The following is a 26,644-nucleotide window of genomic DNA, read 5'->3' as shown; positions in this document are numbered from 1 at the left end:
AGGCAAGACACGAGGCACAGCATGCAAATCAAACTCGCCAACCCCCGTGGCTTCTGCGCCGGCGTGGACCGGGCGATCGAAATCGTCAACCGCGCCCTGGAAGTCTTCGGGCCGCCGATCTATGTGCGCCACGAAGTGGTCCACAACAAATTCGTCGTCGAGGACCTGCGCAGCCGCGGGGCGATCTTCGTCGAGGAACTGGACCAGGTGCCGGACGACGTCATCGTGATCTTCAGTGCCCATGGCGTTTCCCAGGCGGTACGTACCGAAGCAGCCGGCCGTGGTCTGAAGGTGTTCGACGCGACCTGCCCGCTGGTGACCAAGGTGCACATCGAAGTGGCGCGCTACAGCCGCGACGGTCGTGAATGCATCCTGATCGGCCACGAGGGGCACCCGGAAGTCGAAGGCACCATGGGCCAATACGATGCCAGCAATGGCGGCGCGATCTACCTGGTCGAGGACGAGGACGACGTCGCAGCCCTGCAGGTACGCAACCCGGAAAGCCTGGCTTTTGTTACCCAGACCACCCTGTCCATGGACGATACCAGCCGGGTGATCGACGCCCTGCGTTCGCGCTTTCCTGCCATCGGCGGCCCACGCAAGGACGACATTTGCTACGCCACCCAGAATCGTCAGGACGCGGTCAAGCAATTGGCCAACGAATGCGACGTGGTCCTGGTCGTCGGCAGCCCGAACAGCTCCAACTCCAATCGCCTGCGTGAGCTGGCCGAGCGCATGGGAACCCCGGCCTACCTGATCGACGGTGCCGAGGACATGCAGCGCAGCTGGTTCGACGGCATCGAGCACATCGGCATTACCGCGGGTGCTTCGGCACCGGAAGTCCTGGTGCGCGGCGTGATCCAGCAATTGCAGGCCTGGGGTGCCATCGGTGCCGATGAGCTGGCCGGCCGGGAGGAAAACATCACCTTCTCCATGCCCAAGGAACTACGCGTCCGCTCCCTGCTTTAAGTTCTTTTCGCACAAAGCCTGTTCGGCGACCTTGTTGCGCAGGCTGACGCGACCGGTAGGTGACAGTACCACCTGATGATGGCTGACCGGTTCGTGCCGGGCGCACACGTGCAAAGTGCCCGCCTGAAAGGCACCGCTGGGCAGTAGTGCCGCACCGTGGCCGGCGAACGTTACCCGGTGCTTCACCGGCCAGTTACCCACCACCAGGGCGCGGCTGCTGCGCTGTTCCAGCAATGTCTGCTCATCGCCGTCCAATCTGATTTGCCACCCTTGGCTCCAATCGTTGTCTATCCCTTGAATAGTCACTGTCCGGTTACGCGTGATGGCTTCGCTGCGGGCACTGCGCAAGCCGCTGGCCAATAGTTGCGCGGTGTCATTGCGTTCCGTGGATTCGACCAGCGCCTTGAAGCTTGAACTGGCCCACGGCAGAACAATTGCGGCAATCGCCAGTCCCATGAGCAGTTCGATCAGGCTGAAACCCTGTTGGTGCATGGTGTTCTCCTCCCTGGAGAGTGTGAAGCGGTCCTTAAGACTTGTGAGTTTCATTGTGGCGAGGGGATTTATCCCCGCTGGGCTGCGAAGCAGCCCCAAAACAGTCAACACAATCTGTCTGACACACCGAGGTATCAGGATTTAGGGCTGCTGCGCAGCCCAGCGGGGATAAATCCCCTCGCCACAGGTCACTGCCCAGTGATGAACTGCATCAAGCACACGGCAATGGTTTGTTCTAGCGTTACAGAAGCAGGTATAGCCGACGGCAACGGAGGGCATCGATGGATCTTCGTACAAAAGGTTTCACGCTGATCGAGGTGCTGGTCGCCCTTGGCGTACTGCTGATCCTCATCACGATGGCGGTGCCGGCCTTCACCGGCTCGATGCAGAGCACCAAGGCGGACACCGAGATCGGCGATCTGCGTCGGGCCCTGAACTTTGCCCGCATGGAGGCGATCGACCGGGGTGTCACCACGCGCATTCGCCCCACCGCCCAGGGCAGCGTCTGGAGCGGAGAACTGACGGTGTACGACGGTACTGGCAATCCGGCCAATGTATTGCGGGTTGTTCCAGCAATGAGCAGTGGGACGACTCTGACGCTAACCTCAGACGTGACCAACATCGATTTCAACAATCTGGGTGGGTTATCGGCACCGGCCACGCCGGTGAGCTTCAATTATGTACGGGGGACGCAGAGCAGGACGCTGAGTGTTTGCCTCAATGGACGAATCGTATTGGGTGGAAGTTGCGGATGAAGGGTTGCAGTAGAAAGCCACAGGCGGGCATGACGCTGATCGAAGTGCTGGTGGCCGTGCTGATTCTCGGTGTGGGCTTGCTGGGGGCGGCGATGGTCCAGCTCAATGCCCTGAAGTACACCGACAGCTCGCGGATGACCAGCCAGGCCAGCTTCATCGCCTACGATATGCTGGACCGCATCCGCGCCAACTCCGCTGCCGATTACACCGTCACGCCGCCCAGTTCACCCAACCTCAACGTGACCCGGGACCAGGACCTCTACGATTTCAAGACCAACATCGTCAGCTTCGGCGGCGCCACGGCCACCGGGACCATCGCGCTGAACCAGCGGGTCTACACCATCACCATTTCCTGGGACGATGCCCGGGCCGCCAACACCACCAACGCGGCCGATGCACGGCGCAGTTTCGTGCTGACCAGCCGCGCCGCCGTCGATCCGGTGGGGACGCCATGAACAGACGTAGCCGGGGCTTCGGCCTGATCGAGTTGATGATCGCGCTGGTCATCAGTCTCATCGTGGTGCTGGGTGTGGTGCAGATCTTCATCGCCGCCAAGAACACCTACATCAGCCAGAGTGCGGCGGCGGTGATGCAGGAGGATGCACGCTTTGCCCTGAGCAAGATGGTCCAGGAGATTCGCATGGTGGGGATGTTCGGTTGCCTGGGTAGCATTACCGACGCGTCCTCGGCAGGGGACTTCAATGCCAGCCAGATCACGCCGATCCGCTGGGACAACGCCAACCTGAAAATGACCCTGGTGACGACGGATGTGGGCAACAGTGGCGGCGTGCCGACCTGGACCGTCCTTTCCGACTGCCGTACCTCGGCCACGGCCTACACTGGCGCACGGGCCCCGGCGGCCGGACAGTTGGTTTTTCCGGTACGCCGGTTGATCTACAGCTTCAGCAACAACCAGTTGTCGATGGGCACCGGGGCCGGCAACCCGACCCTGGCGGTGTTGGTGGACAATGTGCGCACATTCAACGTGACCTTCGGTGTGGCCGGCAGCTCGACGGACGTTGCGGCCGCGAGCTACAGCAGCAACCCGACTGACCCGGCACTGATCCGCAGCGTGCGCCTGACCCTGACGCTCTTCGATCCGAAGAACAACGTGCGCGACCAGACCTTCAATGTGGTTGCCGCCTTGCGTAACCGGCTCTTGTGAGGGGGCGCTTGATGAAATCCGGCCCCTTCGAGCACCGTCAGCGCGGCATGGCATTGCTGGTCAGCCTGGTTTTTCTGTTGTTGCTCACGCTGATCGGCCTGTCGTCGATGCAAAGCGCCACCCTCCAGGAAAAAATGACCAGCAGCGTCATGCTGCGCAACCAGTCGTTCCAGACGGCCGAGGCGGTGCTGAGAATGGGCGAGAACGCCGTGCAGGTGGAGACGTATGCGCTGGCAGTCTGCACCACTGTTATTCAATGTGCGCCACCGGCGGAGTCCGCCACGCTGACGGGGGCTGGGCGCAACTCATCGTCGGGGGTCACCTGGGTCGCCGCCGCGGGTGGGTTTTATGGCGTGCAGAACATTGGTACCACTCTCGCGGCGGTCAATGTGCCGAACGGTACCTCGGCGACGCTGTACCGGATCACAGCAGTAGCGGTGGTGGGGAATAACCAGCGCAGCGTGGTGGAGAGCATCTATGCGAAATATTGAAGCTCGCCACGGCTGGAGACAGGCGCTGTGGGGTGTATTGCTCAGCCTCTACCTGGCTGCCCCGGTCTATGGGTTCACGCCTTCGGATTCGCCGTTGTTGAGTGCTGCTGCGGTGACGCCGAACGTGATGCTGCTGATCGACGACTCGGGGAGCATGAACAACATTATCTGGGCGGCGGGGTTTGATCCGACGGTGACGCGGCCGACCATTTACACCTGCGACTCGAGCAATAACTGCAACAGCGTTAGTGAGCTGGATATGGACGATGGCAATGTCTTGCTGGCAAGCCTCACCCGTGGCGGCTGCTCGAACGGCGGCAACTGGTACGGTTTCTATCGAAATAATTTCGGGCGGGTCTGTCTGCGGTTGCCGGACCCGGTGGGCAACGGCAACACCCGCTACACAGCCAACTACCTGTCTTATCTGGTGATGCTGGCCAACAGCTCAAGTCGCGACTTTACCTCTGGCACGATCCCCAATGATTACCGAATCAATGTGGCCCGGGATGTCTCCAACGACCTGGTCGCCAGCAACCGTGCCCTGCGCATCGGCCTTGCGACCTTCAACCCGCCCAGCAGCAGTAACTCTGGCCCGGGAGGCTTTATCGCCCGCTCTGTCAGCGACCTGTCGCCCGTCACCGGCAGCGTTACCCAGACCCAGGCCAATAGCAACTACACCGCGTTGATCAACGCCATCAACGGCCTGGGCGCCATTGCCAATACACCGCTGGCCGAGAGCTATTACGAAGTCACCCGCTATTTCCGGGGCATGGCGCCGTACTACAACGGCACGCCCAGTACCTACACCAGCCCGATCCAGTACCGTTGCCAGAAAAACTTCGGCGTAGTGATTACCGACGGCTTCCCCACCTATGACCGGACGTTCCCTACCAACGACCCGCAGGGCGGCTCCCGCCTGCCAAACTGGGACGGTATCAGCACCAATGACGGCGACAACCCCAGTGGTGATGGCGAGGGCGACACGCTGTACCTGGACGACATCGCCAAGTTCGCCTTCGACATCGACATGCGCTCCACCGGTACCGATGCCACCGGCAAGAGCTGGGACACTGCGGATTTCCCCCGGCAGTACCTCAACACCTACACCGTCGGTTTCACCGCGACCAACCAGATGCTGTCCGACGCCGCTCGCTACGGTGCAGGCAGGTATTACCAGGCGACCGACAGCGAAGGCCTGAGCTCGGCCCTGTCGTCGGCCCTGAGCGACATCACCTCCAAGGCCGGGTCGGGTGGCGGCGGCGCCACCAACGGTGCGACGTTATCCAGCACCTCCAGCTTCTACCAGACCACCTATGACCCAAAGGACTGGCGCGGGATCATCCGGGCCTTTGGCTTCACTTCAACTGGCACTGTCGACAAGGCTGCGGTGCAGTGGAGCACCGACACCGCCATTGTTCCCGGTGCCACGGCACCGCTTTATCAATCGTGGAACACCACGACCAATACGCCGGTGACCCTGTCCTACGGCAACTTTTCAATGGCCCAGCAAACCAGCCTCAACCAGAACCTGCCCGCGGGAATCACCGGCAACGATCTGGTGGAGTGGAGCAAGGGCACCAACAAGACCGGCTTGAAGGTACGCAGTGTGTTGCTGGGGGACATCATCAACTCGCCGCTGGTGCTGGCGTCGCCCAATGACCAGACCGCCGCGGACCTGCTGAACGACACCAGCTACAGCACATACCTGGCGACCAAGGCGGCGGGTATGAACACCAGCCTCGTGGTGAACGCCAATGACGGCTTCTTCAGCGTCATCAACGCCGCCAATGGCACGCGGCGCTACGCCTACATGCCTTCGAGCGTGTTGCCGGCGCTGGATGACATTGCCGATATCAACTACATCAATGGGGTGAGCCACCGGTTCCTGGTGGATGGGCAGGTTGGCGTATTCGATACGCAGTCGGGCAGTGCCTGGAAAACGCTGGCCGTGGGGGGGACCGGGGCCGGGGGCAGGACCTTCTTTGCGGTGCAACTGTTCGATGCGACGGCCGGCAATACCATTCGAGCGTTATGGGAGATCAGCGCGCCGAGCGTTGCCAACACGACCAATACCTTCAACGACCTGGGCTACGCCTATGCCCGCCCCGAAGTCGCTCGGCTGGCGGACGGCCGTTGGGCGGCGTTCATTTCCAATGGCTACGGCAGCAATAGCGGTGTGGCGGCGTTGTACGTGGTGGATATCCGCGACGGTTCGCTGATCCGCAAAATCGTCATCAACAGCAGCGAGACCGATAACGGCCTGTCCTCGGTCAAGCTGCGGGTCAACTCCCAGAATGTGGTGCAGGCGGCCTACGGCGGTGACTTGAAAGGGCGGATGTGGAAGTTCGACCTCAGCGGCACGTCCCCAACCACCTGGGGGCTGGCGTTTGCCGGCCAGCCTTTGTTCACCACGTCCGGTGGAGCGACCCAGCCCATCACCGTTCAACCGTTGCTGGCAGACAATCCCCAGGGTGGGGTCCAGGTCTTTTTCGGTACCGGTAAATTCAATGAGGCAACGGACAAGCTCAACAAGGATCTGCAAGGCTTCTACTCGATCTGGGATGCCACCGGTGGTGCTGGGCAGATCACGGTGTCGAGCTTGCAGGCCCAGTCGATCACCGGCGTGTTCTCGGGCAGTACGGGGCAATTCGTGACCACCAGCCAGACTGACGTGACCTACCCGGCAAAAAAGGGCTGGTATCTGCCCTTGGTGTACAACAACGCGCTGACTGGGGAGCGGGTGATCAATCCGGCCAACCTGGTGCTCGGGCGCGTGGTCTTCACCACGGCAGCCGTGGACACTACCGACCCCTGCGCCAGCTTCGGCACCGGCAAATTGATCGAAGTGGATGCGTTCAGCGGTAAGATGCTCAACTATGCGGTGCTCGACACCAATGCTGACGGCAAGCTCAGTAGCCTCGACACGATCTCCGCCGGGGTGGTGTTCACTGGTGGTATCCCGACCTTGAGCGCCGTCGTCAACGCCAACGGAGCCACCAACATGATCGTGAACGACTCCAGTGGCGGTATCACCGACCTGGTGGGCAAATCCGTGGGCGGCAGTCGTCGCGTCATGTGGCGGCAAATACAGTGAGGGGTAAGGGAATGCGCAGAACCAACCGGGGCTTCACCTTGATCGAAATCATGATCGTGATCGCGATCATCGGTATCGTGGTCACCGTCGGCTACCCGAGCCTGACCGAGTACATGAAAAAAGGCCGACGCGCTGAAATCGCCGGGCTGTTGTCGGAGCAGGCGCAGATACTTGAGCGCTTCTATTCGAAGAACAACGTCTATACCAATGCGACTGGGCTGAGTAACGGTAATGACTTCTACACCATCAACCGGACATTGGCGGACCAGAGCTTTACCCTGACCGCGGTACGTAAAAGCGGCTCATCCATGGCGACGGACAAGTGCGGTGATTTCACCATCAACAATACCGGCGTGCGCAGCATGCTCAATGCCGCTTCCGGGCTGACCACCAAGGATTGCTGGGGCCGCTGAGTTTCCTTTTCGGGCGCCCTGTCGCGCCCTTCAGTTTTATGAGTCGAATCAGAACATGACCAGGCAACAGCAAGTGGTGATTGTCGGCGGCGGAGTCATTGGCCTGCTGACCGCGTTCAATCTGGCGTCCGAAGGGCAGCGTGTGGTGCTGCTGGAGCGCTCCAATGTCGGCAAGGAATCATCCTGGGCCGGTGGCGGCATCGTTTCTCCGTTGTACCCGTGGCGCTACAGCCCGGCGGTTACGGCGCTGGCGCACTGGTCGCAGGATTTTTATCCACAGCTGGGCCAGCGTTTGTTCGCGGCTACCGGGATCGATCCCCAGGTGCATGTCACCGGATTGTATTGGCTGGATCTGGACGACCAGGACGAGGCGCTGGCCTGGGCCGCGCGGGAAGGGCGGCCGCTGCGGGCTGTGGATATCTCGGCGGTCCATGACGCGGTGCCGGTACTGGGTTCAGGGTTCTCCCGGGCGATCCACATGGCTGACGTGGCGAACGTGCGCAATCCCCGGTTGGTGAAGTCCCTCAAGGCTGCGTTGCTGGCGCTGCCCGGGGTCACGCTGCATGAACAATGCGAGGTCAGTGGCTTCATCCGCGACGGCGGGCGTGTCGTGGGAGTGGACAGCTCGGCCGGGGCTATTCGTGGCGATCAGGTGGTGCTGGCCGCTGGCGCCTGGAGTGGGGAGTTGCTCAAGAGCCTGGGCCTGAAGTTACCGGTCGAGCCGGTCAAGGGGCAGATGATCCTGTACAAGTGCTCGTCCGACTTTTTGTCGAGCATGGTCCTGGCCAAGGGCCGTTATGCGATCCCGCGTCGTGATGGGCATATCCTGGTGGGCAGTACCCTGGAGCGCGAAGGCTTCGACAAGACCCCGACCGATGTTGCGCTGGAGAGCCTGAAGGCTTCGGCGCAGCAGTTGATTCCGGCGCTGGCCGAGGCTGAGTTGGTCGGGCATTGGGCGGGGCTGCGGCCGGGATCGCCAGAGGGTATTCCTTATATCGGTGAGGTGCCGGGGTTTGCGGGGCTGTGGTTGAACTGTGGGCATTATCGCAATGGGTTGGTGTTGGCGCCGGCTTCGTGTCAGTTGTTCGTGGATGTGATGTTGGGGCGTGAGCCGGTGATTGATCCTGCGCCGTATTCGCCGGCGGGGCGCTTGTAGGGTCTGGCTGTGGAGCAACGCCTGGTGACGAGGCGGCCTTACAGCCGGCCTGGCTCTTTCGGCTGTACTCCGATTCAAGTGTGGGAGATTCTATGGTGCATGACTAGCCTTCAAATGCCTTTCTGGCAGGTATTCGCTCTGATTCTGCAGCAGAGCGAATACTACGCGGGCAAGCTTGCGCGACAGCGCCACCATGGCCTGAGTTGTACTTAGTCCCCGTGCCAGCAACGCCTCATAGAACCCCTTCCATCGCTCCGTGCGCCTTGCCGACATCGCTGCGTTGTGCAGCAGTCGGCGAGCTTCTGGATCACCTCGTTTGGTCAAGCAGCGGCGACCCTGTTTTCGCCCTGATTGCGATATGCGCAGGTCCAGCCCCAGAAAAGCGATGAAGGCATCGGCATTTTTGAAATCCCCCCGCTGAAACGAGGTGAGCAACCGGGCGCCGGTCAACAGGCCAATGCCTTCAACTTTCATGCAGCGCTTGAGCTGACCCAGCAAGCCTGCGTCCTTCAGCTCATCCTGGATCTTTTTTTCGACCAGGGTTTCCAGCCGTTGCATCGCGCCTATCTGGCGTTTGAACGCGGCTTTGAGTAACGGCTCGTTCGCCCAGCTTTGGCTCAGGCTGACACGGGCCTGGACCACAGCCGCACGGCGTCGGAAAAGGCTTACGAGCCGGCGATACAAGGGCGATGGCGGGTTCCAGGGATGCAGTTCCTGGCCTTCGTTCTTCAGGTAACGGGCCAACAGGCGAGCATCCAGTGCATCGGTTTTGGCGCGCACGTTCACGCCTTTGCGGTAGTGACTGAGCTCATAGCCACCGACCATGTAGATCACGCAGCCGGCCTTGTGAGCCAGATCGGCGAACTCCAGGTGATAGATATTGGTGGCTTCGATGGCAATATCCACCTGCATGGACAAGGCCTTGAGCCACTTCTTAATCGCAGTTTTGTTATTGGGGACTATCTCAAGCTGATCGGTTTCGGCGTGATACATCACCAACTCATCCTTGGCGACATCCACACCCACAATCGGCTTGACGAGGGGAATCGGCATTGCCATTGAAAACTCTCCGGGCTAAGGTTTGAACACTTGAAGGGTTCACCCAGAGGCGCAGGCTTGTTCCTATCGTCGGTCTAGGCCAGATGCATTCTTTATCGGCGCTTGGGTGTGAAAGGAGGAGGGGTAAAATCTCCCACGGTCTGTACTGCGGCTAACAGTCAGAAGCGAACCTTGTCCCTCCTCCTCCCTTCAAGTCCTACCATACAAGCGAGCCTGCTCGCGATGGCGTCCTGACAGACGGCCAGGATGTTGTTGATCGGGTACATATCCGTTGCTGCGGCAACGGCCACTTAGGGTTCCGCTTTTACAGCGGGTCACTTTCGAAAAGCCGGAATGCCGGCCCAGGCGAAAGTAACCAAAGCGCTACATGCCCCACCACTCGGTGCCTCGCTAAGGCTCGGCATGCCCTCACTCCGGCATTGCTCCGTGGGCCCGCCGCGAAGGGCCATCCATGGCCCAGCGCGGCTATCCCGGCATCCATGCCGGGATGCCCACTACGCAATACCTGCGTTCGGCCAGCGTGGTTAACGGGGCGCCGAGATCAACGTCCACCGCGAGGCGGCCTTACAGCCGGCCTGGCTCTTTCAGGTGTACTCCGATCCAACTGTGGGAGCGGGCTTGCTCGCGAAGGCGGCCTTACAGCCGGCCTGGCTCTTCCGGTTGACTCAAGCCCACTGTGGGAGCGAGCCTGCTCGCGATGGCGTCGGTACATTCAACATGTATTCAAACTGACCCGCCGCTATCGCGAGCAGGCTCGCTCCCACGGGGATTGGCGTTGGCTGAGAAATAACCGGCCGCCACAGAGTGAGGTGGTCAACTTTTTCCGGACACCTCAATCGGTGTTTTTCAGGCTGCTTGCCGCTCATACTGATTGGGCGGTAAATAGCCCAAGGATGAATGGATTCGCCTTCCGTTGTAGAACCGCACGATGTAGTCCGTGATGTCCTTGATCGCTTCGCCATGGTTGGCGTAATCCTTGCGCCAAACACGCTCCATCTTCAGATTCAAGAAGAAGCGCTCCATGACCGCATTGTCCCAGCAGTTGCCCTTGCGACTCATGCTGCAACGCATTCCATGTCGCGTCAGCAAGTCCTGGTAATCCGTACCGGCATACTGGCTGCCTCGATCCGAGTGTGCGATCAGGCCCGGTTCAGGTTGCCTCTGCGCGATGGCCAGTTGCATCGCACTGCATACCAACTCTGCCCGCATGTGGGGTGCCATGGCCCAGCCCACGATTTTGCGTGAGTACAGGTCCATGACGGCCGCCAGGTACAACCAGCCGCTGCGGGTACGGATGTAAGTGATGTCAGCGACCCACGACTGGTTGATGCGCTCGGGGTTGAACTGGCGATTGAGCAGGTTTTCAGCCACCGGAAAATTGTGATTGCTGTCAGTGGTATGAACGAACTTGCGTTTCCAGATCGGGCGCAAATCCTGTTGTTTCATCAGGCGGCGGACCTTGTTCCGCCCAACGGAGACGCCAGTGTCACGCAGCGCTTTCACCAAACGACGACTGCCATAACAGTGTTCATTGGACACGAAGGCAGCCTTGAGCTGAGCGGCAACCGAGCACACAGGTTTTGGCTTCAAACGCCTCTGACGAGCTTCGTAAAACCCCGAACGACTGATCCGCAACACCCGGCAGATACGCGCCACCGGGTAGGCCTTGCATTGAATTTGGTGAACCAACTGGTGGATCACTTCAACTCGCGGGCAAAGAAGGCCGTAGCTTTTTTTAATATGTCATTATCCGTCTTCAGTTCGCGGACTTGCTGTTCAAGCTGGCGAATACGCTGCTGGTCGCTGGTCAATGGTTTGCCAATCCCCGTACCGCCCGACTGCTCGGTTTGATACTGCTGAACCCAGCGGCGCACGGCGGTGTCGCTCAGGCCTAAATCGGTACAAACCGAGTTCACGCTCAGACCTTGATCAACAATCATCTTGCAGACCTTCAGCTTGAACTCGGCGTCGAATTTTCTGTATTTCTTAGTCATGGAATATTCCTCAATGGGTGTAGTTTCACCCATTGAGGTGTCCGGGGCCATTAGACCAGCTCAGAGTCGTTGTGAGTGAGCTGACGGCTGTTCGAGATTTGTGGGAATGGTCGGACAACGTCCAAGCTTAAGCTGATTTTTCCGACGAGCTTTGGCGGTTGCCGGGTGGGAAGGCTTATCGCTAACCTTTTTCGGTCGCTGCCAATTCAGCGTCCGGGCGTCGCGGCCCGCTAACTTGGTGCATAATTCCAGCCTACGATGGTGCTTCGGCATCTATCGTTCTGTCATGGCTGGCTGTGCGTGGGATACCTTCGGGTATGCCGGGTACCAAGGTCTCGGTCCGCGAACCCGCGTACAGCTGCCACCTCCAATTGCGTCGCGGCGATCGGTGGCAGCTCCAAAACCTTGGAGATGCACGATGATCAAAGTCACACCCAATCCCCCTGAAACAGATTCCTCATCAGCCCATGGCGGGCTCGATCCTCAAAAGCTCGATGAAGCCGCCAAGCGGGCCCTAGACTATTACCTGGCCCCTGCACCTGAAGTCAAAAAGAAGCCAGCCTCGAACCAACTGTTCACCGTCGTAGAGGGCATTGACGCCGAATGCCTCCTCGCCAACCTAAGCGAAACCCTGGCATCCGCGAACGCAACGCTCAGCGACCTTGCTTTCGAGCTTGACGGTTCGCGCCGGCATGTTGCTTTGGGTGTGCAACAGCTGATCGAGCTGAGCGAATTGCTGGCCAATCGGGTGTTGGATGAGCGGGTGCCGGTGACGGCGAATTAGGAACTGATCAATAGAACTGGCGGGCTAAATACGATTGTGGCGAGGGGATTTATCCCCGCTGGGCTGCGAAGCGGCCCTAGATCCTTACATCTCGGTGTATCAGGCAGATTTGTATTGGCTGTCTTGGGGCTGCTACGCAGCCCAGCGGGGATAAATCCCCTCGCCACAGGGGCGGTGAGAGCCCAGCCATTGGTGGCGGCTTCCCTCAATCCAACCCCAACTTCTTCAACCGATACCGCATCGACCGAAACGACAGCTTCAATCGCTGCGCTGCGGCGGTGCGGTTCCAGCGGGTTTCCTCCAGGGCCTGGAGGATGACTTTGCGTTCGACGTCTTCCAGATAGTCTTCCAGGTTGTCGACCCGCATCAGATCGGGGTTGCTGGCATCGGTGATGCCATTGCCTTCGGCCAGGCGCAGGTCGTCGGCTTCGATCTGCTGGTGTTCGCAGAGGGTGTAGGCCCGTTCGAGCATGTTTTCCAGCTCTCGCACGTTGCCGGGGAAACGGTAGTTGCGAAGGGCTTCGAGGGCTTGGGGATGAAGCTTGGCCGCAGGGTTGCTGGTGGTGGCAGCCAGGCGCTGGAGCATGTGGTTGGCCAGCGGTTCGATGTCTTCGCGGCGTTCGCGCAGGGGCGGGACGCGCAGTTCGATGACGTTCAGGCGATAGTACAGATCCTGGCGGAAGCGCCCGGCGGCGACTTCGGCGTCCAGGTCCTTGTGGGTTGCGCAGAGGATGCGTACATCCACCACTTCCTCCTGCTGGCCGCCCACGGCGCGCACGGCTTTTTCCTGGATCGCCCGCAATAGCTTGACCTGCATTGCCAGGGGCAGGTCGGCCACTTCATCAAGAAACAGGGTGCCACCGTGGGCGGCCTGGAACAGTCCGGGCTTGTCCTCGATGGCGCCGCTGAAGCTGCCTTTTCGATGGCCGAAAAACTCGCTTTCCATCAGCTCTGTCGGAATCGCCCCACAGTTGACTGGCACAAAGCCTCGGCTGGAGCGGGGGCCTTGTTCGTGGATCAGTCGTGCCACCAGTTCCTTGCCGCAGCCGGATTCCCCGCTGATGTACACCGGCGCCTGGCTGCGGGCCAGTTTTTCGATCTGTTTGCGCACGCTGCGCATCGGCGGGGAGTCGCCCAGCAGGCAGCGTTCGAGGGTGGCCGGGGCGGCGGCGGACGGCAGACGCAGGGCGCTGGTGACCAGTTCCCGCAGCCGACCCAGGTCGACCGGTTTGGTCAGGAAGTCAAAGGCTCCGGCCTTGAGGGCGTCGATGGCGGTTTCCAGGCTGCCGTAGGCGGTGATCATCGCCACGGGGAGTTGGGCATAACGTTGCTGGATGTGTTGCACCAGTTCCAGGCCAGTGCCGTCGGGCAGGCGCATGTCGGTCAGGCACAGGTCGAAGGTTTCGTCCGCCAGCAGGGATTGGGCCTCGGCAAGATTCCTGGCGCTGCGGGTGTCGAGTTTCATCCTGCCCAGGGTGATGTCCAGGAGTTCGCGGATGTCCGGTTCGTCATCGACGATCAGGATTCGTTGCCGTGAGCGTGTATTCAAATCTGTTTCCGTCCGTGAGCAAAAGTGATGCGAAAGCAGCCGCCGCCTTGGCGTGGTTTGAAGTCTAGGCGGGCCTGGTTGCTTTCGCACAGCTCACGGGACAGATAGAGCCCAAGGCCGGTGCCCTGGCTGCTGGTGGTGAAGAACGGTTCAAACAGATGCGCCTGCTGGTCCGGTGTTACGCCGGGGCCGTTGTCGATGATGTCTAACGTGGATAAACGGCTGTGTGGGTCGACGAACAGGTTCAGCCAGGCCTCGGCCTTCTCATGGGCCAGTGCACTGTGACGCCAGGCGTTTCGCAGCAGGTTATCGAGCACCTGGGTGAGTTGGTCGGGATCCATGAGGGTGATGTAGTCCCCCGGTTCGATACTCAGGTGCAGTTGCTGGTGCTCGGCCGCGTGTTCATGGGCTTGCCTTGCGAACTGTTCGAGCCAGGCCCGCAGATCCAGGCGTTGGGGCGTGGTTTGCTGGCGCCGGGACAATTGCAGGACGTTTTCAATGACGCGATTCATTCGTTGGGAGTGGTCTTGAATAATCTGCGTCAGACGCCGGTCGGCGTCGTTCAGTTCCTCGGACTCGCGCAGTAATTGTGCCGCATGGCTGATCGCTCCCAGGGGGTTGCGGATTTCATGGGCGATGCCGGCCGTGAGGCGCCCCAGCGAAGCGAGTTTCAGTTGTTGGGCATGCTGGGCAACCTGGGCCAGGTCTTCGAGGAATACCAGGATCTGATGCTGTTCGTTGTACCCAAGGACGATGAAGCTCGGTTGCAGGGTCAGGCCCGTGCCGGCAATGGTCAGGCTTGACGGGCGCAGGCTGGGGTTGTTCAGCCACAGTTGCAGGCGTTCGACCAGGGCGCTGGAATAGTCATCGATTTGTTGGCCGATCAGGTCGTGCATGCCCAGCAGGTTCAAGGCGCTTTCGTTGGCCAGTTGCACCCGGCGTTGACGGTCGAGGACCAGGATGCCGGTGCGCATGCGCTGCAGGATCAGGGCGTTGAGGGTTTCGAGGCTGGTCACCTCGCTGGCCCGCTGCTCGGCCAGGGTTTCGCTGGCTTCCAGTCGCCGGGTCAGGCCCTGTACCAGCAGCGCGGCGGCGAAGCACAGCGCGCCCAGGGTGCCGGCCTGCAAATAACTGCCGGGAAGGCTCGAGTCGTTCAGGCCAAGGAAGAAACTCGATCCGACGATGCCGATTGTGGCGACGGCGGCGATCAACAGGCCGATCCGGCCGCGCAACAGCGTATTGCCGATGGCGACCGAGACGATGAGCAGGTTGCCGATGGCGCTGGGGGCGCCGCCCGCAACAAAGAACAGCCACGACAGCAGCAGCACATCGGTGAGCGCCAAGCCGAACAGTCGCGCAGGGCGCCGGGTGTTTTCCAGGAACACCACCAGCAGGATGTTCAGCACCAGGTATAGCCAGCTGCCACTGCGCAGCAGGTCATCGTTGGCGAACGCCAGCAGGCGGTTGTCCATGTTGCTGGAGATCAGCAGTACCAGGGTGATGCCGATACTCAAGCGGTACAGGTGATACAGGCGCAGCAACCGCTGCGTCTGTCTGACGCGAGGACTTGATGCCTCAGCGATCACGAGGGCCCGGGCCTTGCTCCAGATGAGCCTGGCTGCAATACCACTGTTGTTCGAGGGGGAGCGCCCGGTCGCGGGGCAGGTGCACGCCACAGTGGGCGCAACGCACCATGGGCGGCGCATCCTGCTCCCGGGAGGGCCTTGTTGCGGAGGCCTTGGGCTTCATGTTGCGAAAGATCCATATGGCAGAGGCGACGACGGCGAACAAGATCAATAGACGAAGCATGATGGGCGGCTTTCTGGCGAGAGATGAGGCAGTTTAGCCAAGGACTGGAGCGGCGCACAGTTCAATAGGATCCAGGCACAAAAAAGGGAGACCGTCGGGTCTCCCTTTTTGCTGGTGCCCTGTGCTCAGTCGAACAGGCCGAAGGTCATGTAGCTGAACCAGGAGCGGTCACCGGATTTGTTCTCAGGCTCCGGCTCTTCGATCACATCGCCATTCTCATCCTTGGGCTTGAGCTCATTAGGAATGGCTTCCTTGGCGTCCTGGAATTGACGCTGTATGTCCTGGTTGGCGCGGGTTTCGCCCGGTGGCAGGGGTGGACGAGACTCGATCAGGCCCAGGGTTGCCTTGCTCAGCCATGAACGGTTGTCGGCTTCTGCAACGCGTGGGGTGAACTGGCCGTCGGCCAGGGAAGGGTGATCCGGGTAGTTCAGCTTGAGGGTTTCCAGGCTGCTGGCCGCCAGTTCGTCCAGGTGCAGGCGTTGGTACGCTTCGGTCATCACCGCCAGGCCGTCGCCCACCGATGGGGTTTCCTGGAAGTTTTCCACCACGTAGCGGCCACGGTTGGCGGCGGCGACGTAGGCCTGACGGGTCAGGTAGTAGTCGGCCACGTGGATTTCGTAGGAGGCCAGCAGGTTGCGCAGGTAGATCATGCGCTGCTTGGCATCCGGTGAGTAGCGGCTGTTGGGGAAACGACTGGTCAACTGGGCGAACTCGTTGTAGGAGTCGCGCGCGGCGCCCGGATCACGCTTGGTCATGTCCAGCGGCAGGAAGCGCGCCAGCAGGCCGACGTCCTGGTCGAAGGAGGTCAGGCCCTTGAGGTAATAGGCGTAATCGACATTCGGGTGCTGTGGATGCAGACGAATGAAGCGTTCGGCAGCGGACTTCGCCGCTTCCGGCTCGGCGTTCTTGTAGTTGGCGTAGATCAGCTCCAGTTGGGCCTGATCGGCGTAGCGACCGAACGGATACCGCGACTCCAGGGCCTTGAGCTTGGCGGTAGCACTGGTGTAGCTGTTGTTGTCCAGGTCGTTCTGCGCCTGTTGGTACAGTTCGACTTCGCTCAGGTTTTCGTCTACGACTTCCTTCGACGAGCAAGCAGCAGTCAATGCGAGGATGGCGATCAGCAGCAGGTGTTTCACTTGCATGGCGGCTTGCGTCCCTATGACGGCCGCTGTCTTGGGCGGGGCCGTCCTGTTATGATGAGCGCCCCGTTGAAAGCCTCGGGGCAAAAGACGCCGTATTTAACCACAAGCGCGCAGCCGAAACCAAAGGCTGTGCCGACGCCCAGTCCGAGCATGTCCGATAAAATAGAACTTCGCGCAGAGGTGCCGTCCGAATTGGGCGGCCAACGCCTCGATCAAGTCGCTGCCCAACTCTTCACCGAGCATTCGCGCTCGCGCCTTTCCGCCTGGATCAAGGACGGCCGCCTGACGGTGGATGGGGCGGTCATCCGTCCGCGCGACATCGTCCATGGCGGCGCCATCCTCGAGCTGACGGCCGAACAGGAGGCCCAGGGAGAATGGGTTGCCCAGGACATTGCCCTGGACATCGTCTATGAAGACGACGACATCCTGGTGATCAACAAGCCTGCGGGCCTGGTGGTGCATCCGGCCGCCGGTCATGCCGACGGCACCCTGCTCAATGCCCTGCTGCACCACGTGCCGGACATCGTCAATGTGCCCCGGGCCGGTATCGTCCACCGTCTCGACAAGGACACCACTGGTCTGATGGTGGTGGCCAAGACCATCCAGGCGCAGACCCAACTGGTCGCACAACTGCAAAGCCGCAGTGTCAGCCGCATCTATGAATGCATCGTGATCGGTGTGGTGACCGCCGGCGGCAAGATCAATGCGCCCATCGGTCGTCACGGCCAGCAACGCCAGCGCATGGCGGTGATGGAAGGCGGCAAGCCGGCGGTCAGTCACTACCGCGTGCTCGAACGCTTCCGCTCTCACACCCATGTGCGGGTCAAGCTGGAAACCGGTCGTACTCACCAGATCCGCGTGCACATGGCCCACATCAACTTCCCGTTGGTGGGCGACCCGGCCTATGGCGGCCGTTTCCGCATTCCGCCGGCTGCCAGCGTGACCATGGTCGAATCCCTTAAACACTTCCCGCGCCAGGCGCTGCATGCGCGTTTCCTGGAACTGGATCATCCGACCACCGGTAAGCGCATGAGCTGGGAGTCGCCGTTGCCGGATGACTTCGTCTGGCTGCTGACGTTGCTCAAGCAGGACCGCGAGGCATTCATCGGATGAGTGACTGGCTGCTACCCGACTGGCCCGCGCCGACCCGGGTCAAGGCCTGCGTCACCACCCGTGCGGGCGGCGTCAGCCTGGCGCCGTTCGACAGCCTCAACCTCGGTAACCATGTGGATGACGACCCTGCGGCCGTTGCCGAGAACCGTCGCCGTCTCACCGATCGATTTGCCATGCGTCCGGCCTGGCTGCAGCAGGTCCACGGAATAGACGTGGTCGAGGCCGATCCGACCCAGGTGGTGACCGCCGATGCCAGCTGGACCGCCACACCGGGTATCGCCTGTACGGCGATGACGGCGGATTGTCTGCCTGTGCTGTTCTGTAATCGCGCCGGCACTCGCGTCGCGGCCGCCCATGCCGGTTGGCGCGGGCTGGCGAATGGCGTGCTGGAGGCCACCCTCGACAGCCTTGCGCTGCCTGCGGATGAAATTCTCGTCTGGCTCGGCCCGGCCATCGGCCCGCAAGCCTTTGAGGTTGGGCCGGAGGTGCGTGAGGCGTTCGTCGCGCAGTTGCCCGAGGCGGTGCAGGCCTTTGTGCCGAGCCACAATGCTGGCAAGTTCCTGGCCGACATCTATGCGCTGGCGAGTCTGCGGCTGGCGGAGCGGGGTGTCACGGCGGTCTACGGCGGCGGGCTGTGCACCGTGACCGATCCCCGCTTCTTTTCCTACCGTCGCAACCCGCGTACCGGCCGCTTCGCTTCGCTGGTCTGGATCGAACGGTAGAGGGTTGTTCGGCGTGCCGCCGCTATCGCGAGCAGGCTCGCTCCCACAAGTCCCGCGTTGTCCATAAGTACTGTATGCACCACAGACCCACTGTGGGAGCGAGCCTGCTCGCGATGGCGTCCTGTCAGCTTGCACGATGTTTTGAAGGCGCCACCGTCATCGCGGGCAATCCCGGCTCCTCACAGCCCCTCATCTGACTGATCTGAGTCAACGATTCGCGCTTGAATCTTCCATAATCGACCACATCTATATCGGTATCTGGCAGGTTTCTTCATTCAGGATGTTTTTCGGTCCGGCCTGCTCAATAGGAAGGTGACCTTATGCGTATTGACCGTTTAACCAGCAAGTTGCAATTGGCGCTGTCCGATGCCCAGTCCCTGGCCGTCGGCCTGGACCATCCCGGCATTGAACCGGCGCATTTGATGCAGGCCATGCTCGAGCAGCAGGGCGGCTCTATCAAGCCTTTGCTGATGCAGGTGGGCTTCGACGTCAACAGCCTGCGTAAAGAGCTGGCGAAAGAGCTCGACCACCTGCCCAAGATCCAGAATCCGACCGGCGACGTGAACATGTCCCAGGATCTGGCGCGGTTGCTCAACCAGGCCGACCGTCTGGCCCAGCAGAAGGGCGACCAGTTCATTTCCAGCGAACTGGTACTGCTTGCCGCCATGGACGAGAACAGCAAGCTGGGCAAATTGCTGCTCGGCCAGGGCGTGAGCAAGAAAGCCCTGGAGAATGCCATCAACAACCTGCGTGGCGGCGAAGCGGTCAACGACGCCAACCACGAGGAGTCCCGTCAGGCGCTGGATAAATACACCGTTGACCTGACCAAGCGTGCCGAGGAAGGCAAGCTCGACCCGGTGATCGGCCGCGATGACGAGATCCGCCGCACGATCCAGGTGCTGCAACGCCGCACCAAGAACAACCCGGTGCTGATCGGCGAACCTGGCGTGGGCAAGACCGCCATCGCCGAGGGTCTGGCCCAGCGCATCATCAATGGTGAAGTGCCGGACGGCCTCAAGGGCAAACGGTTACTGTCCCTGGACATGGGCGCGTTGATTGCCGGTGCCAAGTACCGTGGCGAGTTCGAAGAGCGCCTCAAGGCCCTGCTCAACGAACTGTCGAAGCAGGAAGGACAGATCATTCTGTTCATCGATGAGTTGCACACCATGGTCGGCGCCGGCAAGGGCGAAGGCTCGATGGACGCCGGCAACATGCTCAAGCCCGCGCTGGCCCGTGGCGAGTTGCACTGCGTCGGCGCGACCACGCTCAACGAGTACCGCCAGTACATCGAGAAGGACGCGGCCCTTGAGCGGCGCTTCCAGAAAGTACTGGTGGACGAGCCGAGCGAAGAGGACACCATCGCTATCCTGCGCGGCCTTAAAGAGCGCTATGAAGTCCACCATAAAGTGGCGATCACCGACGGCGCGATCATCGCGGCGGCCAAGCTCAGCCACCGCTACATCACCGACCGCCAGTTGCCGGACAAGGCCATCGACCTGATCGACGAGGCCGCCAGCCGCATCCGTATGGAAATCGACTCCAAACCGGAAGTGCTGGATCGCCTGGAACGGCGCCTGATCCAGCTCAAGGTCGAATCCCAGGCCCTGAAGAAAGAAAGCGACGAAGCGGCGAAGAAGCGCCTGGAGAAATTGCAGGAGGAAATCATTCGTCACGAGCGCGAGTATTCCGATCTCGAGGAAATCTGGAACTCGGAAAAAGCCGAGGTCCAGGGCTCGGCGCAGATCCAGCAGAAAATCGAACAGTCCCGCCAGGAGCTGGAAGCGGCCCGCCGCAAAGGCGACCTCAATCGCATGGCCGAGCTGCAATACGGAGTGATCCCGGACCTGGAGCGCAGCCTGCAGATGGTCGACCAGCACGGCAAGAGTGAAAACCAGTTGCTGCGCAGCAAGGTCACCGAGGAAGAGATTGCCGAGGTGGTGTCCAAGTGGACCGGCATTCCGGTGTCGAAAATGCTCGAGGGCGAGCGCGACAAACTGCTGAAGATGGAAAGCCTGCTGCACCAGCGCGTGATCGGCCAGGATGAAGCGGTCGTGGCGGTCGCCAATGCCGTGCGTCGGTCCCGAGCAGGTCTGTCGGACCCGAACCGTCCGAGTGGTTCGTTCATGTTCCTCGGCCCGACCGGTGTCGGTAAAACCGAGTTGTGCAAGGCATTGGCCGAGTTTCTCTTCGACACCGAGGAAGCGATGGTGCGCATCGACATGTCCGAGTTCATGGAGAAGCACTCCGTGGCCCGGCTGATCGGCGCACCGCCGGGTTATGTCGGCTATGAAGAGGGCGGTTACCTGACCGAAGCGGTGCGCCGCAAGCCGTACTCGGTGATCCTGCTCGACGAAGTCGAGAAAGCCCACCCGGATGTGTTCAACATCCTGCTGCAAGTGCTGGAGGACGGCCGCCTGACCGACAGCCACGGGCGCACGGTGGATTTCCGCAACACCGTGATCGTGATGACCTCCAACCTGGGCTCCGCGCAGATCCAGGAACTGGTGGGGGATCGCGAGGCGCAACGGGCTGCGGTGATGGACGCGATTTCTACCCACTTCCGGCCGGAGTTCATCAACCGGGTCGACGAGGTGGTGATCTTCGAACCGCTGGCCCGCGATCAGATTGCCGGCATTACCGAGATCCAGCTGGGTCGCCTGCGCAGCCGCCTCACCGAGCGCGAGCTGAAACTGCAACTGAGCGACGAGGCCCTGGACAAGCTGATTGCCGTGGGTTACGACCCGGTCTATGGGGCGCGGCCGTTGAAGCGGGCCATCCAGCGCTGGATCGAAAACCCGTTGGCGCAGTTGATCCTGTCCGGGCGCTTCATGCCGGGCGAAACCGTAACCGGAGCGGTGGAGAACGACGAAATCGTCTTCCACTGACAGGTCGCATCGCTGTTGACCGAATGGCCTCGCACTGCGAGGCCATTTTTTTCATCAGGCCGTTGAACTCAAAGGAAAAGGCTTGTAAAGTGCGCCCCGCAGTCAGTCACCCCAAGGGTCACTTCTCCCTGAGAAGGAATCCAAAATAAGTTGCAAATCATTGTCTTGAAAGCAATTTAAGGGGTTGACAGAGGTTTTTAAGATTGTAGAATAGCGCGCCTCAGACACACGAATGCAGCGATGCAGACGGGTAGAAGAGGTTGAAGCTGGACTCAATCGAGCTTCAAGGTTGTAACTTGAAATATCAGTTCCGTGATAGCTCAGTCGGTAGAGCAAATGACTGTTAATCATTGGGTCCCAGGTTCGAGTCCTGGTCACGGAGCCATTTCAATCGGGGTATAGCGCAGTCCGGTAGCGCGCCTGCTTTGGGAGCAGGATGTCAGGAGTTCGAATCCCCTTACCCCGACCATATTTGGGTCGTTAGCTCAGTTGGTAGAGCAGTTGGCTTTTAACCAATTGGTCGTAGGTTCGAATCCCACACGACCCACCATTTTTGAGACCAGTTCGCTGGAATCGAATCTTAAGATCAGAGGCCAAAAGCGCTGATCGAAGAAGGCGACTTGAAGAGGTCGCCTTTTTATTACCGGGGTATAGCGCAGTCCGGTAGCGCGCCTGCTTTGGGAGCAGGATGTCAGGAGTTCGAATCCCCTTACCCCGACCATATTAAGAATCCTCGTATCGAAAGATACGGGGATTTTTTTTGCGTGCGTGAAAAGCTGGCTGAAAGTCTTAAGTTATCGTACAACCTGCCGATAGCCCACCGACAGGGGCATGCCCCATTTCAGGCCAATAACAATAAAGGCGCCCGTTATGTTTCTTCGTCAACTGAATATCGCCCCTCGCGCGGCGCTGGGTTTCGCCTTGATCGCCGTGTTGGTGGCACTGCTCGGAATGTTTGCGCTAGGGCAGATGTCGAGTATCCGTGACAGCGAGGTCGCGGTGGAAACCCAATGGCTGCCCAGCATTCGCGGTGGTGACGAGATTCGCGAATGGATGCTGCGCATTCGCACCATCTCCCTGCGCATGGCCCTGGACCAGGACCCTAAGAACACCTCGGTCTACCGTGGGCAAATGGATGTCCGTGACAAGGAACTGAGCGAAAAAATCGCCAGTTACGAAAAACTCGTCGTGACCCCTGAAGGCAAAGCGCTCTACGATCAGTTCAAGCAGAATTTTGCCACCTACCGCGCGGGTATCGCGCAATCCTTCATCCTCGCGGAGCAGGGGCGCCGCGACGAGCTGATCAAGCTGCTGCTGGTGGATATGAAAACCGTGGTGGACGGTTCCGGCAAGCAGCTCAACGATCTGGCGGAGTTGTTCTCCAAGCAAGTGTCCCTCGAGAGCCAGAAATCCCAAGAGCACTACGCCAATTCCCGCATGATCGTCAGCCTCTTCATCGTGCTGGCCGCCCTGGCTACGGTGGCCCTGGCAATGTTGCTCACCCGCAGCATCGTCAAGCCCCTGGGTGAAGCGCTGAGCGCCGCAGAAAGCGTGGCTGAAGGTGACCTGACCCGGCCGATCGAAACCCATGGTAACGACGAAGTGAGCCGCTTGCTCAAGGCCCTGGCGACCATGCAGAAAAACCTGCGCGATACGTTGCAGAGCATCAGTGGTTCGGCGACGCAGTTGGCAACGGCAGCCGATGAGCTGAACGCCGTCACCCTTGACAGCACCCAGAGCCTGCAACAGCAGAACAATGAAATTGAACAAGCCGCCACGGCCGTCACCGAAATGACCACTGCCGTAGAGGAAGTGGCGCGCAACGCGGTTTCCACCTCCGACGCCACGCGTCAGTCCAGTGAGTCGGCATCCCTCGGGCAGCAGCGGGTCAGCGACACGGTTGACGCGATTGGTGCCCTCGCCAGCGACGTGAAGGTGACGGGTGGGCTGGTGCAATCCTTGGCCAACCAATCGCAGGATATCGGCAAGGTCCTGGACGTGATCCGGGCCATTGCCGAGCAAACCAATTTGCTGGCCCTCAACGCCGCCATTGAAGCGGCCAGGGCCGGCGAAAGCGGTCGAGGGTTTGCGGTGGTGGCTGATGAAGTGCGAGCGCTGGCTTATCGCACGCAGCAATCGACCCAGGAAATCGAACAGATGGTCCAGGGCATGCGCAGCGGCGCCGCCCAGGCCCTGGATTCCATGCAGGCCAGCTCGACACGCGCCGCCAGCACCCTGGCGATGGCGGAACGGGCGGGGGAGGCGTTGCAGACCATCACCGCGTCGGTCAGCGAAATCCACGAACGTAACCTGGTCATCGCCAGCGCCGCCGAAGAACAGGCACAGGTGGCCCGCGAGGTTGATCGCAACCTGGTGAATATCCGTGACCTGTCGGTGCGCTCGGCCACTGGTGCAGACCAGACCAGCGCGTCCAGCCATGAACTGTCGCAACTGGCGAATTCGTTGCGCACGATGGTGCAGCGGTTTCAGGTTTGAGGGCGGGGCTTTAAATCAGCATCGACGGCACTTCACTGCCGTCTTCGCGAGCAGGCTCGCTCCCACAGTTGACCGAGTATTCTCAGGAGAATGCGATCAATGTGGGAGCGAGCCTGCTCGCGAAAGCGGTATTTCAGGCAACCACTGTCTTCAGTGCAACTTGAGCCGCGGCTCGGTCCCACGTCCTATCTTGCTGCCCAGCATCAACATCGCCGTACGGAACATCCCATACAACGCCATCTGGTGCATGCGGTACAGCGACACATAGAACATCCGCGCCAGCCAGCCTTCGAGCATCACGCTGCCGGTGAGATTGCCCATCAGGTTGCCCACCGCCGAGAACTTCGACAGCGAGATCAGCGAGCCGTAGTCGGTGTACTTGTAATGCGGCAACGCCTTGCCTTCGATCCGCAGCTTCAAGGATTTGGCCAGCAGCGATGCCTGCTGGTGCGCGGCCTGGGCACGGGGTGGCACGTTGCGGTCACTGTCCGGTTGCGGGCAGGCGGCGCAGTCGCCGAAGGCGAAGATGTTCTCGTCGCGGGTGGTCTGCAGGGTCGGCAGCACGTGCAGTTGATTGATCCGGTTGGTCTCCAGGCCGTCGATGTCCTTGAGAAAATCCGGTGCGCGGATCCCGGCGGCCCAGACCTTCAGGCTGGCGTCGATCACCTTGCCATCGACGGTGATCAGGCTCTCGGCCGTGACCCGACTGACAGCGGCGTTGGTCATGACATTGACCCCGAGTTTCTCCAGGGTCTTGTGCACGGGCCCGCCGATCCGCTCCGGCAACGCCGGCAGCACCCGTGGCCCGGCTTCGATCAGGGTGATGTGCATGTTTTCCGGCTTGATCCGGTCCAGGCCATAGGCCGCCAGTTCATGGGCGGCGTTATGCAGCTCGGCCGCCAGTTCGACGCCGGTGGCACCGGCACCGACGATGGCGACGCTGATCCGCTCCACCGCATCGGTCTGACCGGCATGGGCGCGCAGGTAATGGTTGAGCAATTGCTGATGGAAACGCTCGGCCTGCTTGCGGGTATCGAGGAACAGGCAATGCTGCGCCGCACCCTCGGTGCCGAAGTCGTTGGTGGTGCTGCCGACAGCAATCACCAGGGTGTCGTAGCCCAGCACACGGGCCGGCAGCAGTTCCAGACCGGCTTCGTCGTAAGTGGCGGCCAGTTGGATACTTTTTCGTTCGCGGTCCAGACCGCTCATGCGCCCGAGCTGGAACTCGAAGTGGTTCCATTTCGCCTGGGCGACGTAGTTGAGTTCGTCTTCGGAAGAGTTCAGGGAACCGGCCGCGACTTCGTGCAGCAGGGGTTTCCAGATGTGGGTCAGATTCGCGTCGACCAGCATCACACTGGCCGTGCCACGCTTGCCCAGAGTCTTACCCAGGCGGGTAGCCAACTCCAGGCCGCCGGCGCCGCCGCCAACGATGACAATACGATGAGTCATGGGGATATCTCGCAAGGCTAAAGGAAATCGGTGCCGTTACCCTCGCGAGCGGTGTCGTGTGAAACGCGACACCCATGGCTCATAGCGTCAGGTAACTGATCAGTCGGCTCAGCAGGCCCAGGCCGATGGTCACGGCCAGTACCACCACCAGGAGCATCCACGGCCGAAAGGGCCGGCGCTCGACTCGGTGCTGGGACAGTTGCAGGTACTCTTCGACATGCTTCTGGTCGTCAGGGTTCAGGCGGCTGGTCATAAAGGCCTCGTCAGGTAGACGTTGCGAAGTGTGCACACGTTACAGGGGTTTGCTTGCGGCAGCGAACAGCATAGTCGTTCGGTGTTGGGCACGGTGATGATTCACAGGCTGATCCCCACATCGAATACGATGCTGCGCCCCAGGTTGCCCCGCAGGAAATCCGGCGCATCGGGGTGGGCGAACAGCACCCGGGCGAAGGTCGGTCCTACCAGCGACAGTGAGCGCCAGCCCTGGCGCAAGTATTCGGTGGGCGGTGGGAAATGGCTGTTGAGGTCCAGCACTTCACGCTTGAGGCTGGCGAAGGCGATGATGTCCAACTCGCCCAGGTCCATGCCGCGTTCGGTGTAGTTGTGGGCTTTCTTGCGCAGGGTCGGCGCCAGCCTCAGCAGGAACTCATTGGCCGGGATCCGCCTGGGCTTGGCTTCGCGGCGCACCAGTTGGCTCAGGGAGAATGCGCTGCGGCGGCGTTGCAATTCATCGCGCCATTCGTCGTTGAGCCGACGGCCTTCGTCGAGGACGAAGAATACTTCGAAGTTGGCATCCCGGAACAATACGTCCGGCGGCTCTCCGGCGGGGGTGAATTCATCGGCGCGGTAGGGCACGTTCAACCCTTGCAGCAGTCGTTGGCAGACCCAACGCTCACGCTCCCATTTGCGGGCATTGGAGAGAAAGGCGTTGGCTTGCTCGGCCGCGATGGTCAGCAGGCGTAAATAATCGGAATCATCCATGAGCTCAAGCTTAGCGTTCAATTGCGACAAGCTGGAAGCGTTGCGTTGATGAATGAGGCTTATGGGGAGGGGTGTAGACTCTGTGCGTCAATAGAGACATAAAGCTGTGCACAATTTTGTGGTGAG

23 protein-coding genes, 4 tRNA genes and 1 pseudogene are annotated in these 26,644 nt (G+C 60.7%); 18 read left to right on the top strand and 10 right to left on the bottom strand.

Annotation, left to right across the window (positions count from 1 at the left end):
* Positions 1–21 precede the first annotated feature (21 nt).
* Positions 22–969 carry a 4-hydroxy-3-methylbut-2-enyl diphosphate reductase gene (gene ispH / locus LOY67_RS23585; protein ID WP_265064667.1) on the top strand — a complete coding sequence of 316 codons (948 nt, stop codon included), beginning with the start codon at positions 22–24 and terminating at the stop codon, positions 967–969.
* Here ispH and LOY67_RS23580 read toward each other — a convergent pair.
* On the bottom strand, positions 946–1,461 hold the full coding sequence (locus LOY67_RS23580) for a GspH/FimT family protein (protein WP_265064666.1): 516 nt from the start codon (positions 1,459–1,461) through the stop codon (positions 946–948). The two genes, ispH and LOY67_RS23580, sit on opposite strands and share 24 nt — an antisense overlap.
* Before the next feature lie 281 nt (positions 1,462–1,742).
* Between LOY67_RS23580 and LOY67_RS23575 the strand changes: the two genes are divergently transcribed.
* From LOY67_RS23575 to thiO, 7 genes are read left to right on the top strand one after another with little or no spacing between them, the layout of a single operon-like run.
* The gene (locus tag LOY67_RS23575; RefSeq protein WP_265064665.1) at positions 1,743–2,216 is read left to right on the top strand and encodes a GspH/FimT family pseudopilin; all 474 of its coding nucleotides are present in this window, start codon (positions 1,743–1,745) and stop codon (positions 2,214–2,216) included.
* Positions 2,213–2,671 carry a type IV pilus modification protein PilV gene (pilV, locus tag LOY67_RS23570; protein WP_265064664.1) on the top strand — a complete coding sequence of 153 codons (459 nt, stop codon included), beginning with the start codon at positions 2,213–2,215 and terminating at the stop codon, positions 2,669–2,671. The genes LOY67_RS23575 and pilV overlap by 4 nt, the downstream gene beginning before the upstream one ends.
* The gene (locus tag LOY67_RS23565) at positions 2,668–3,381 is read left to right on the top strand and encodes a PilW family protein (protein WP_265064663.1); all 714 of its coding nucleotides are present in this window, start codon (positions 2,668–2,670) and stop codon (positions 3,379–3,381) included. Before pilV ends, LOY67_RS23565 begins: the two co-directional genes overlap by 4 nt.
* An 11-nt stretch (positions 3,382–3,392) precedes the next feature.
* Positions 3,393–3,872, top strand: coding sequence for a PilX N-terminal domain-containing pilus assembly protein (locus tag LOY67_RS23560; RefSeq protein ID WP_265064662.1), 480 nt, complete (start codon positions 3,393–3,395; stop codon positions 3,870–3,872).
* On the top strand, positions 3,859–6,966 hold the full coding sequence (locus LOY67_RS23555) for a pilus assembly protein (protein ID WP_265064661.1): 3,108 nt from the start codon (positions 3,859–3,861) through the stop codon (positions 6,964–6,966). The genes LOY67_RS23560 and LOY67_RS23555 overlap by 14 nt, the downstream gene beginning before the upstream one ends.
* A gap of 11 nt (positions 6,967–6,977) precedes the next feature.
* On the top strand, positions 6,978–7,379 hold the full coding sequence (locus tag LOY67_RS23550) for a type IV pilin protein (protein ID WP_265064660.1): 402 nt from the start codon (positions 6,978–6,980) through the stop codon (positions 7,377–7,379).
* Positions 7,380–7,434: 55 nt separating this feature from the next.
* Positions 7,435–8,535, top strand: a complete 1,101-nt coding sequence (thiO, locus tag LOY67_RS23545; protein ID WP_265064659.1) for a glycine oxidase ThiO — start codon at positions 7,435–7,437, stop codon at positions 8,533–8,535.
* Positions 8,536–8,625: 90 nt separating this feature from the next.
* On the opposite strand, the gene LOY67_RS23540 is transcribed toward thiO, so the two are convergent.
* Positions 8,626–9,594 carry an IS110 family transposase gene (locus tag LOY67_RS23540; protein ID WP_265063452.1) on the bottom strand — a complete coding sequence of 323 codons (969 nt, stop codon included), beginning with the start codon at positions 9,592–9,594 and terminating at the stop codon, positions 8,626–8,628.
* Between the two features lie 846 nt (positions 9,595–10,440).
* A protein-coding gene (locus LOY67_RS23535; protein ID WP_265063257.1) for an IS3 family transposase occupies positions 10,441–11,588 on the bottom strand; the annotation gives its coding sequence in 2 pieces (ribosomal slippage) (positions 10,441–11,333 and positions 11,333–11,588; 1,149 coding nt in all).
* Positions 11,589–12,006: 418 nt separating this feature from the next.
* Here LOY67_RS23535 and LOY67_RS23530 point away from each other — a divergent pair.
* Positions 12,007–12,372, top strand: a complete 366-nt coding sequence (locus LOY67_RS23530; RefSeq protein WP_265064658.1) for a DUF6124 family protein — start codon at positions 12,007–12,009, stop codon at positions 12,370–12,372.
* Positions 12,373–12,577: 205 nt separating this feature from the next.
* Here LOY67_RS23530 and LOY67_RS23525 read toward each other — a convergent pair whose 3' ends face one another.
* The 4 genes from LOY67_RS23525 to LOY67_RS23510 form a co-directional block, all read right to left on the bottom strand.
* The gene (locus tag LOY67_RS23525) at positions 12,578–13,921 is read right to left on the bottom strand and encodes a sigma-54-dependent transcriptional regulator (protein WP_265064657.1); all 1,344 of its coding nucleotides are present in this window, start codon (positions 13,919–13,921) and stop codon (positions 12,578–12,580) included.
* Positions 13,918–15,507, bottom strand: coding sequence for a two-component system sensor histidine kinase NtrB (locus LOY67_RS23520; RefSeq protein WP_265064656.1), 1,590 nt, complete (start codon positions 15,505–15,507; stop codon positions 13,918–13,920). The genes LOY67_RS23525 and LOY67_RS23520 overlap by 4 nt, the downstream gene beginning before the upstream one ends.
* Positions 15,497–15,730: a PP0621 family protein gene (locus LOY67_RS23515; RefSeq protein ID WP_265064655.1), complete on the bottom strand. Its 234-nt coding sequence runs from the start codon at positions 15,728–15,730 to the stop codon at positions 15,497–15,499. Before LOY67_RS23515 ends, LOY67_RS23520 begins: the two co-directional genes overlap by 11 nt.
* A 125-nt stretch (positions 15,731–15,855) precedes the next feature.
* Complete coding sequence (locus tag LOY67_RS23510; RefSeq protein ID WP_265064654.1) at positions 15,856–16,872, bottom strand: outer membrane protein assembly factor BamD; 1,017 nt, start codon at positions 16,870–16,872, stop codon at positions 15,856–15,858.
* 150 nt (positions 16,873–17,022) lie between these two features.
* On the opposite strand from LOY67_RS23510, the gene rluD reads away from it, so the two are divergent.
* From rluD to LOY67_RS28695, 9 genes and pseudogenes are all read left to right on the top strand, one after another.
* Positions 17,023–17,985, top strand: a complete 963-nt coding sequence (gene rluD / locus LOY67_RS23505; protein WP_265064653.1) for a 23S rRNA pseudouridine(1911/1915/1917) synthase RluD — start codon at positions 17,023–17,025, stop codon at positions 17,983–17,985.
* Complete coding sequence (pgeF, locus tag LOY67_RS23500) at positions 17,982–18,707, top strand: peptidoglycan editing factor PgeF (RefSeq protein WP_265064652.1); 726 nt, start codon at positions 17,982–17,984, stop codon at positions 18,705–18,707. The genes rluD and pgeF overlap by 4 nt, the downstream gene beginning before the upstream one ends.
* A 320-nt stretch (positions 18,708–19,027) precedes the next feature.
* Positions 19,028–21,592 carry an ATP-dependent chaperone ClpB gene (clpB, locus tag LOY67_RS23495; protein ID WP_265064651.1) on the top strand — a complete coding sequence of 855 codons (2,565 nt, stop codon included), beginning with the start codon at positions 19,028–19,030 and terminating at the stop codon, positions 21,590–21,592.
* A 309-nt stretch (positions 21,593–21,901) separates the two neighbouring features.
* Positions 21,902–21,977 (top strand) — tRNA-Asn (locus LOY67_RS23490).
* Positions 21,978–21,984: 7 nt separating this feature from the next.
* Positions 21,985–22,061 (top strand) — tRNA-Pro (locus tag LOY67_RS23485).
* 5 nt (positions 22,062–22,066) lie between these two features.
* A tRNA-Lys gene (locus LOY67_RS23480) sits at positions 22,067–22,142 on the top strand.
* Positions 22,143–22,236: 94 nt separating this feature from the next.
* Positions 22,237–22,313, top strand: a tRNA-Pro gene (locus LOY67_RS23475).
* Positions 22,314–22,423: 110 nt separating this feature from the next.
* Positions 22,424–23,233: pseudogene (locus LOY67_RS28700) on the top strand (MCP four helix bundle domain-containing protein); the annotation flags it as partial.
* Positions 23,225–24,088, top strand: a complete 864-nt coding sequence (locus LOY67_RS28695) for a methyl-accepting chemotaxis protein (protein ID WP_413776229.1) — start codon at positions 23,225–23,227, stop codon at positions 24,086–24,088. The pseudogene LOY67_RS28700 and the gene LOY67_RS28695, both read left to right, overlap by 9 nt.
* A 150-nt stretch (positions 24,089–24,238) precedes the next feature.
* On the opposite strand, the gene LOY67_RS23465 is transcribed toward LOY67_RS28695, so the two are convergent.
* The 3 genes from LOY67_RS23465 to LOY67_RS23455 form a co-directional block, all read right to left on the bottom strand.
* Positions 24,239–25,537, bottom strand: a complete 1,299-nt coding sequence (locus LOY67_RS23465) for an NAD(P)/FAD-dependent oxidoreductase (RefSeq protein WP_265064649.1) — start codon at positions 25,535–25,537, stop codon at positions 24,239–24,241.
* 79 nt (positions 25,538–25,616) lie between these two features.
* Positions 25,617–25,790: a DUF3094 domain-containing protein gene (locus LOY67_RS23460; protein WP_003185543.1), complete on the bottom strand. Its 174-nt coding sequence runs from the start codon at positions 25,788–25,790 to the stop codon at positions 25,617–25,619.
* A gap of 101 nt (positions 25,791–25,891) precedes the next feature.
* Complete coding sequence (locus LOY67_RS23455; protein WP_024779575.1) at positions 25,892–26,518, bottom strand: DUF1780 domain-containing protein; 627 nt, start codon at positions 26,516–26,518, stop codon at positions 25,892–25,894.
* Between the last annotated feature and the right edge of the window lie 126 nt (positions 26,519–26,644).

This window comes from Pseudomonas sp. B21-056 (genome assembly GCF_026016325.1).
Taxonomy (GTDB): Bacteria; Pseudomonadota; Gammaproteobacteria; order Pseudomonadales; family Pseudomonadaceae; genus Aquipseudomonas.
This window is presented reverse-complemented; position numbering and strand designations above follow the sequence as displayed.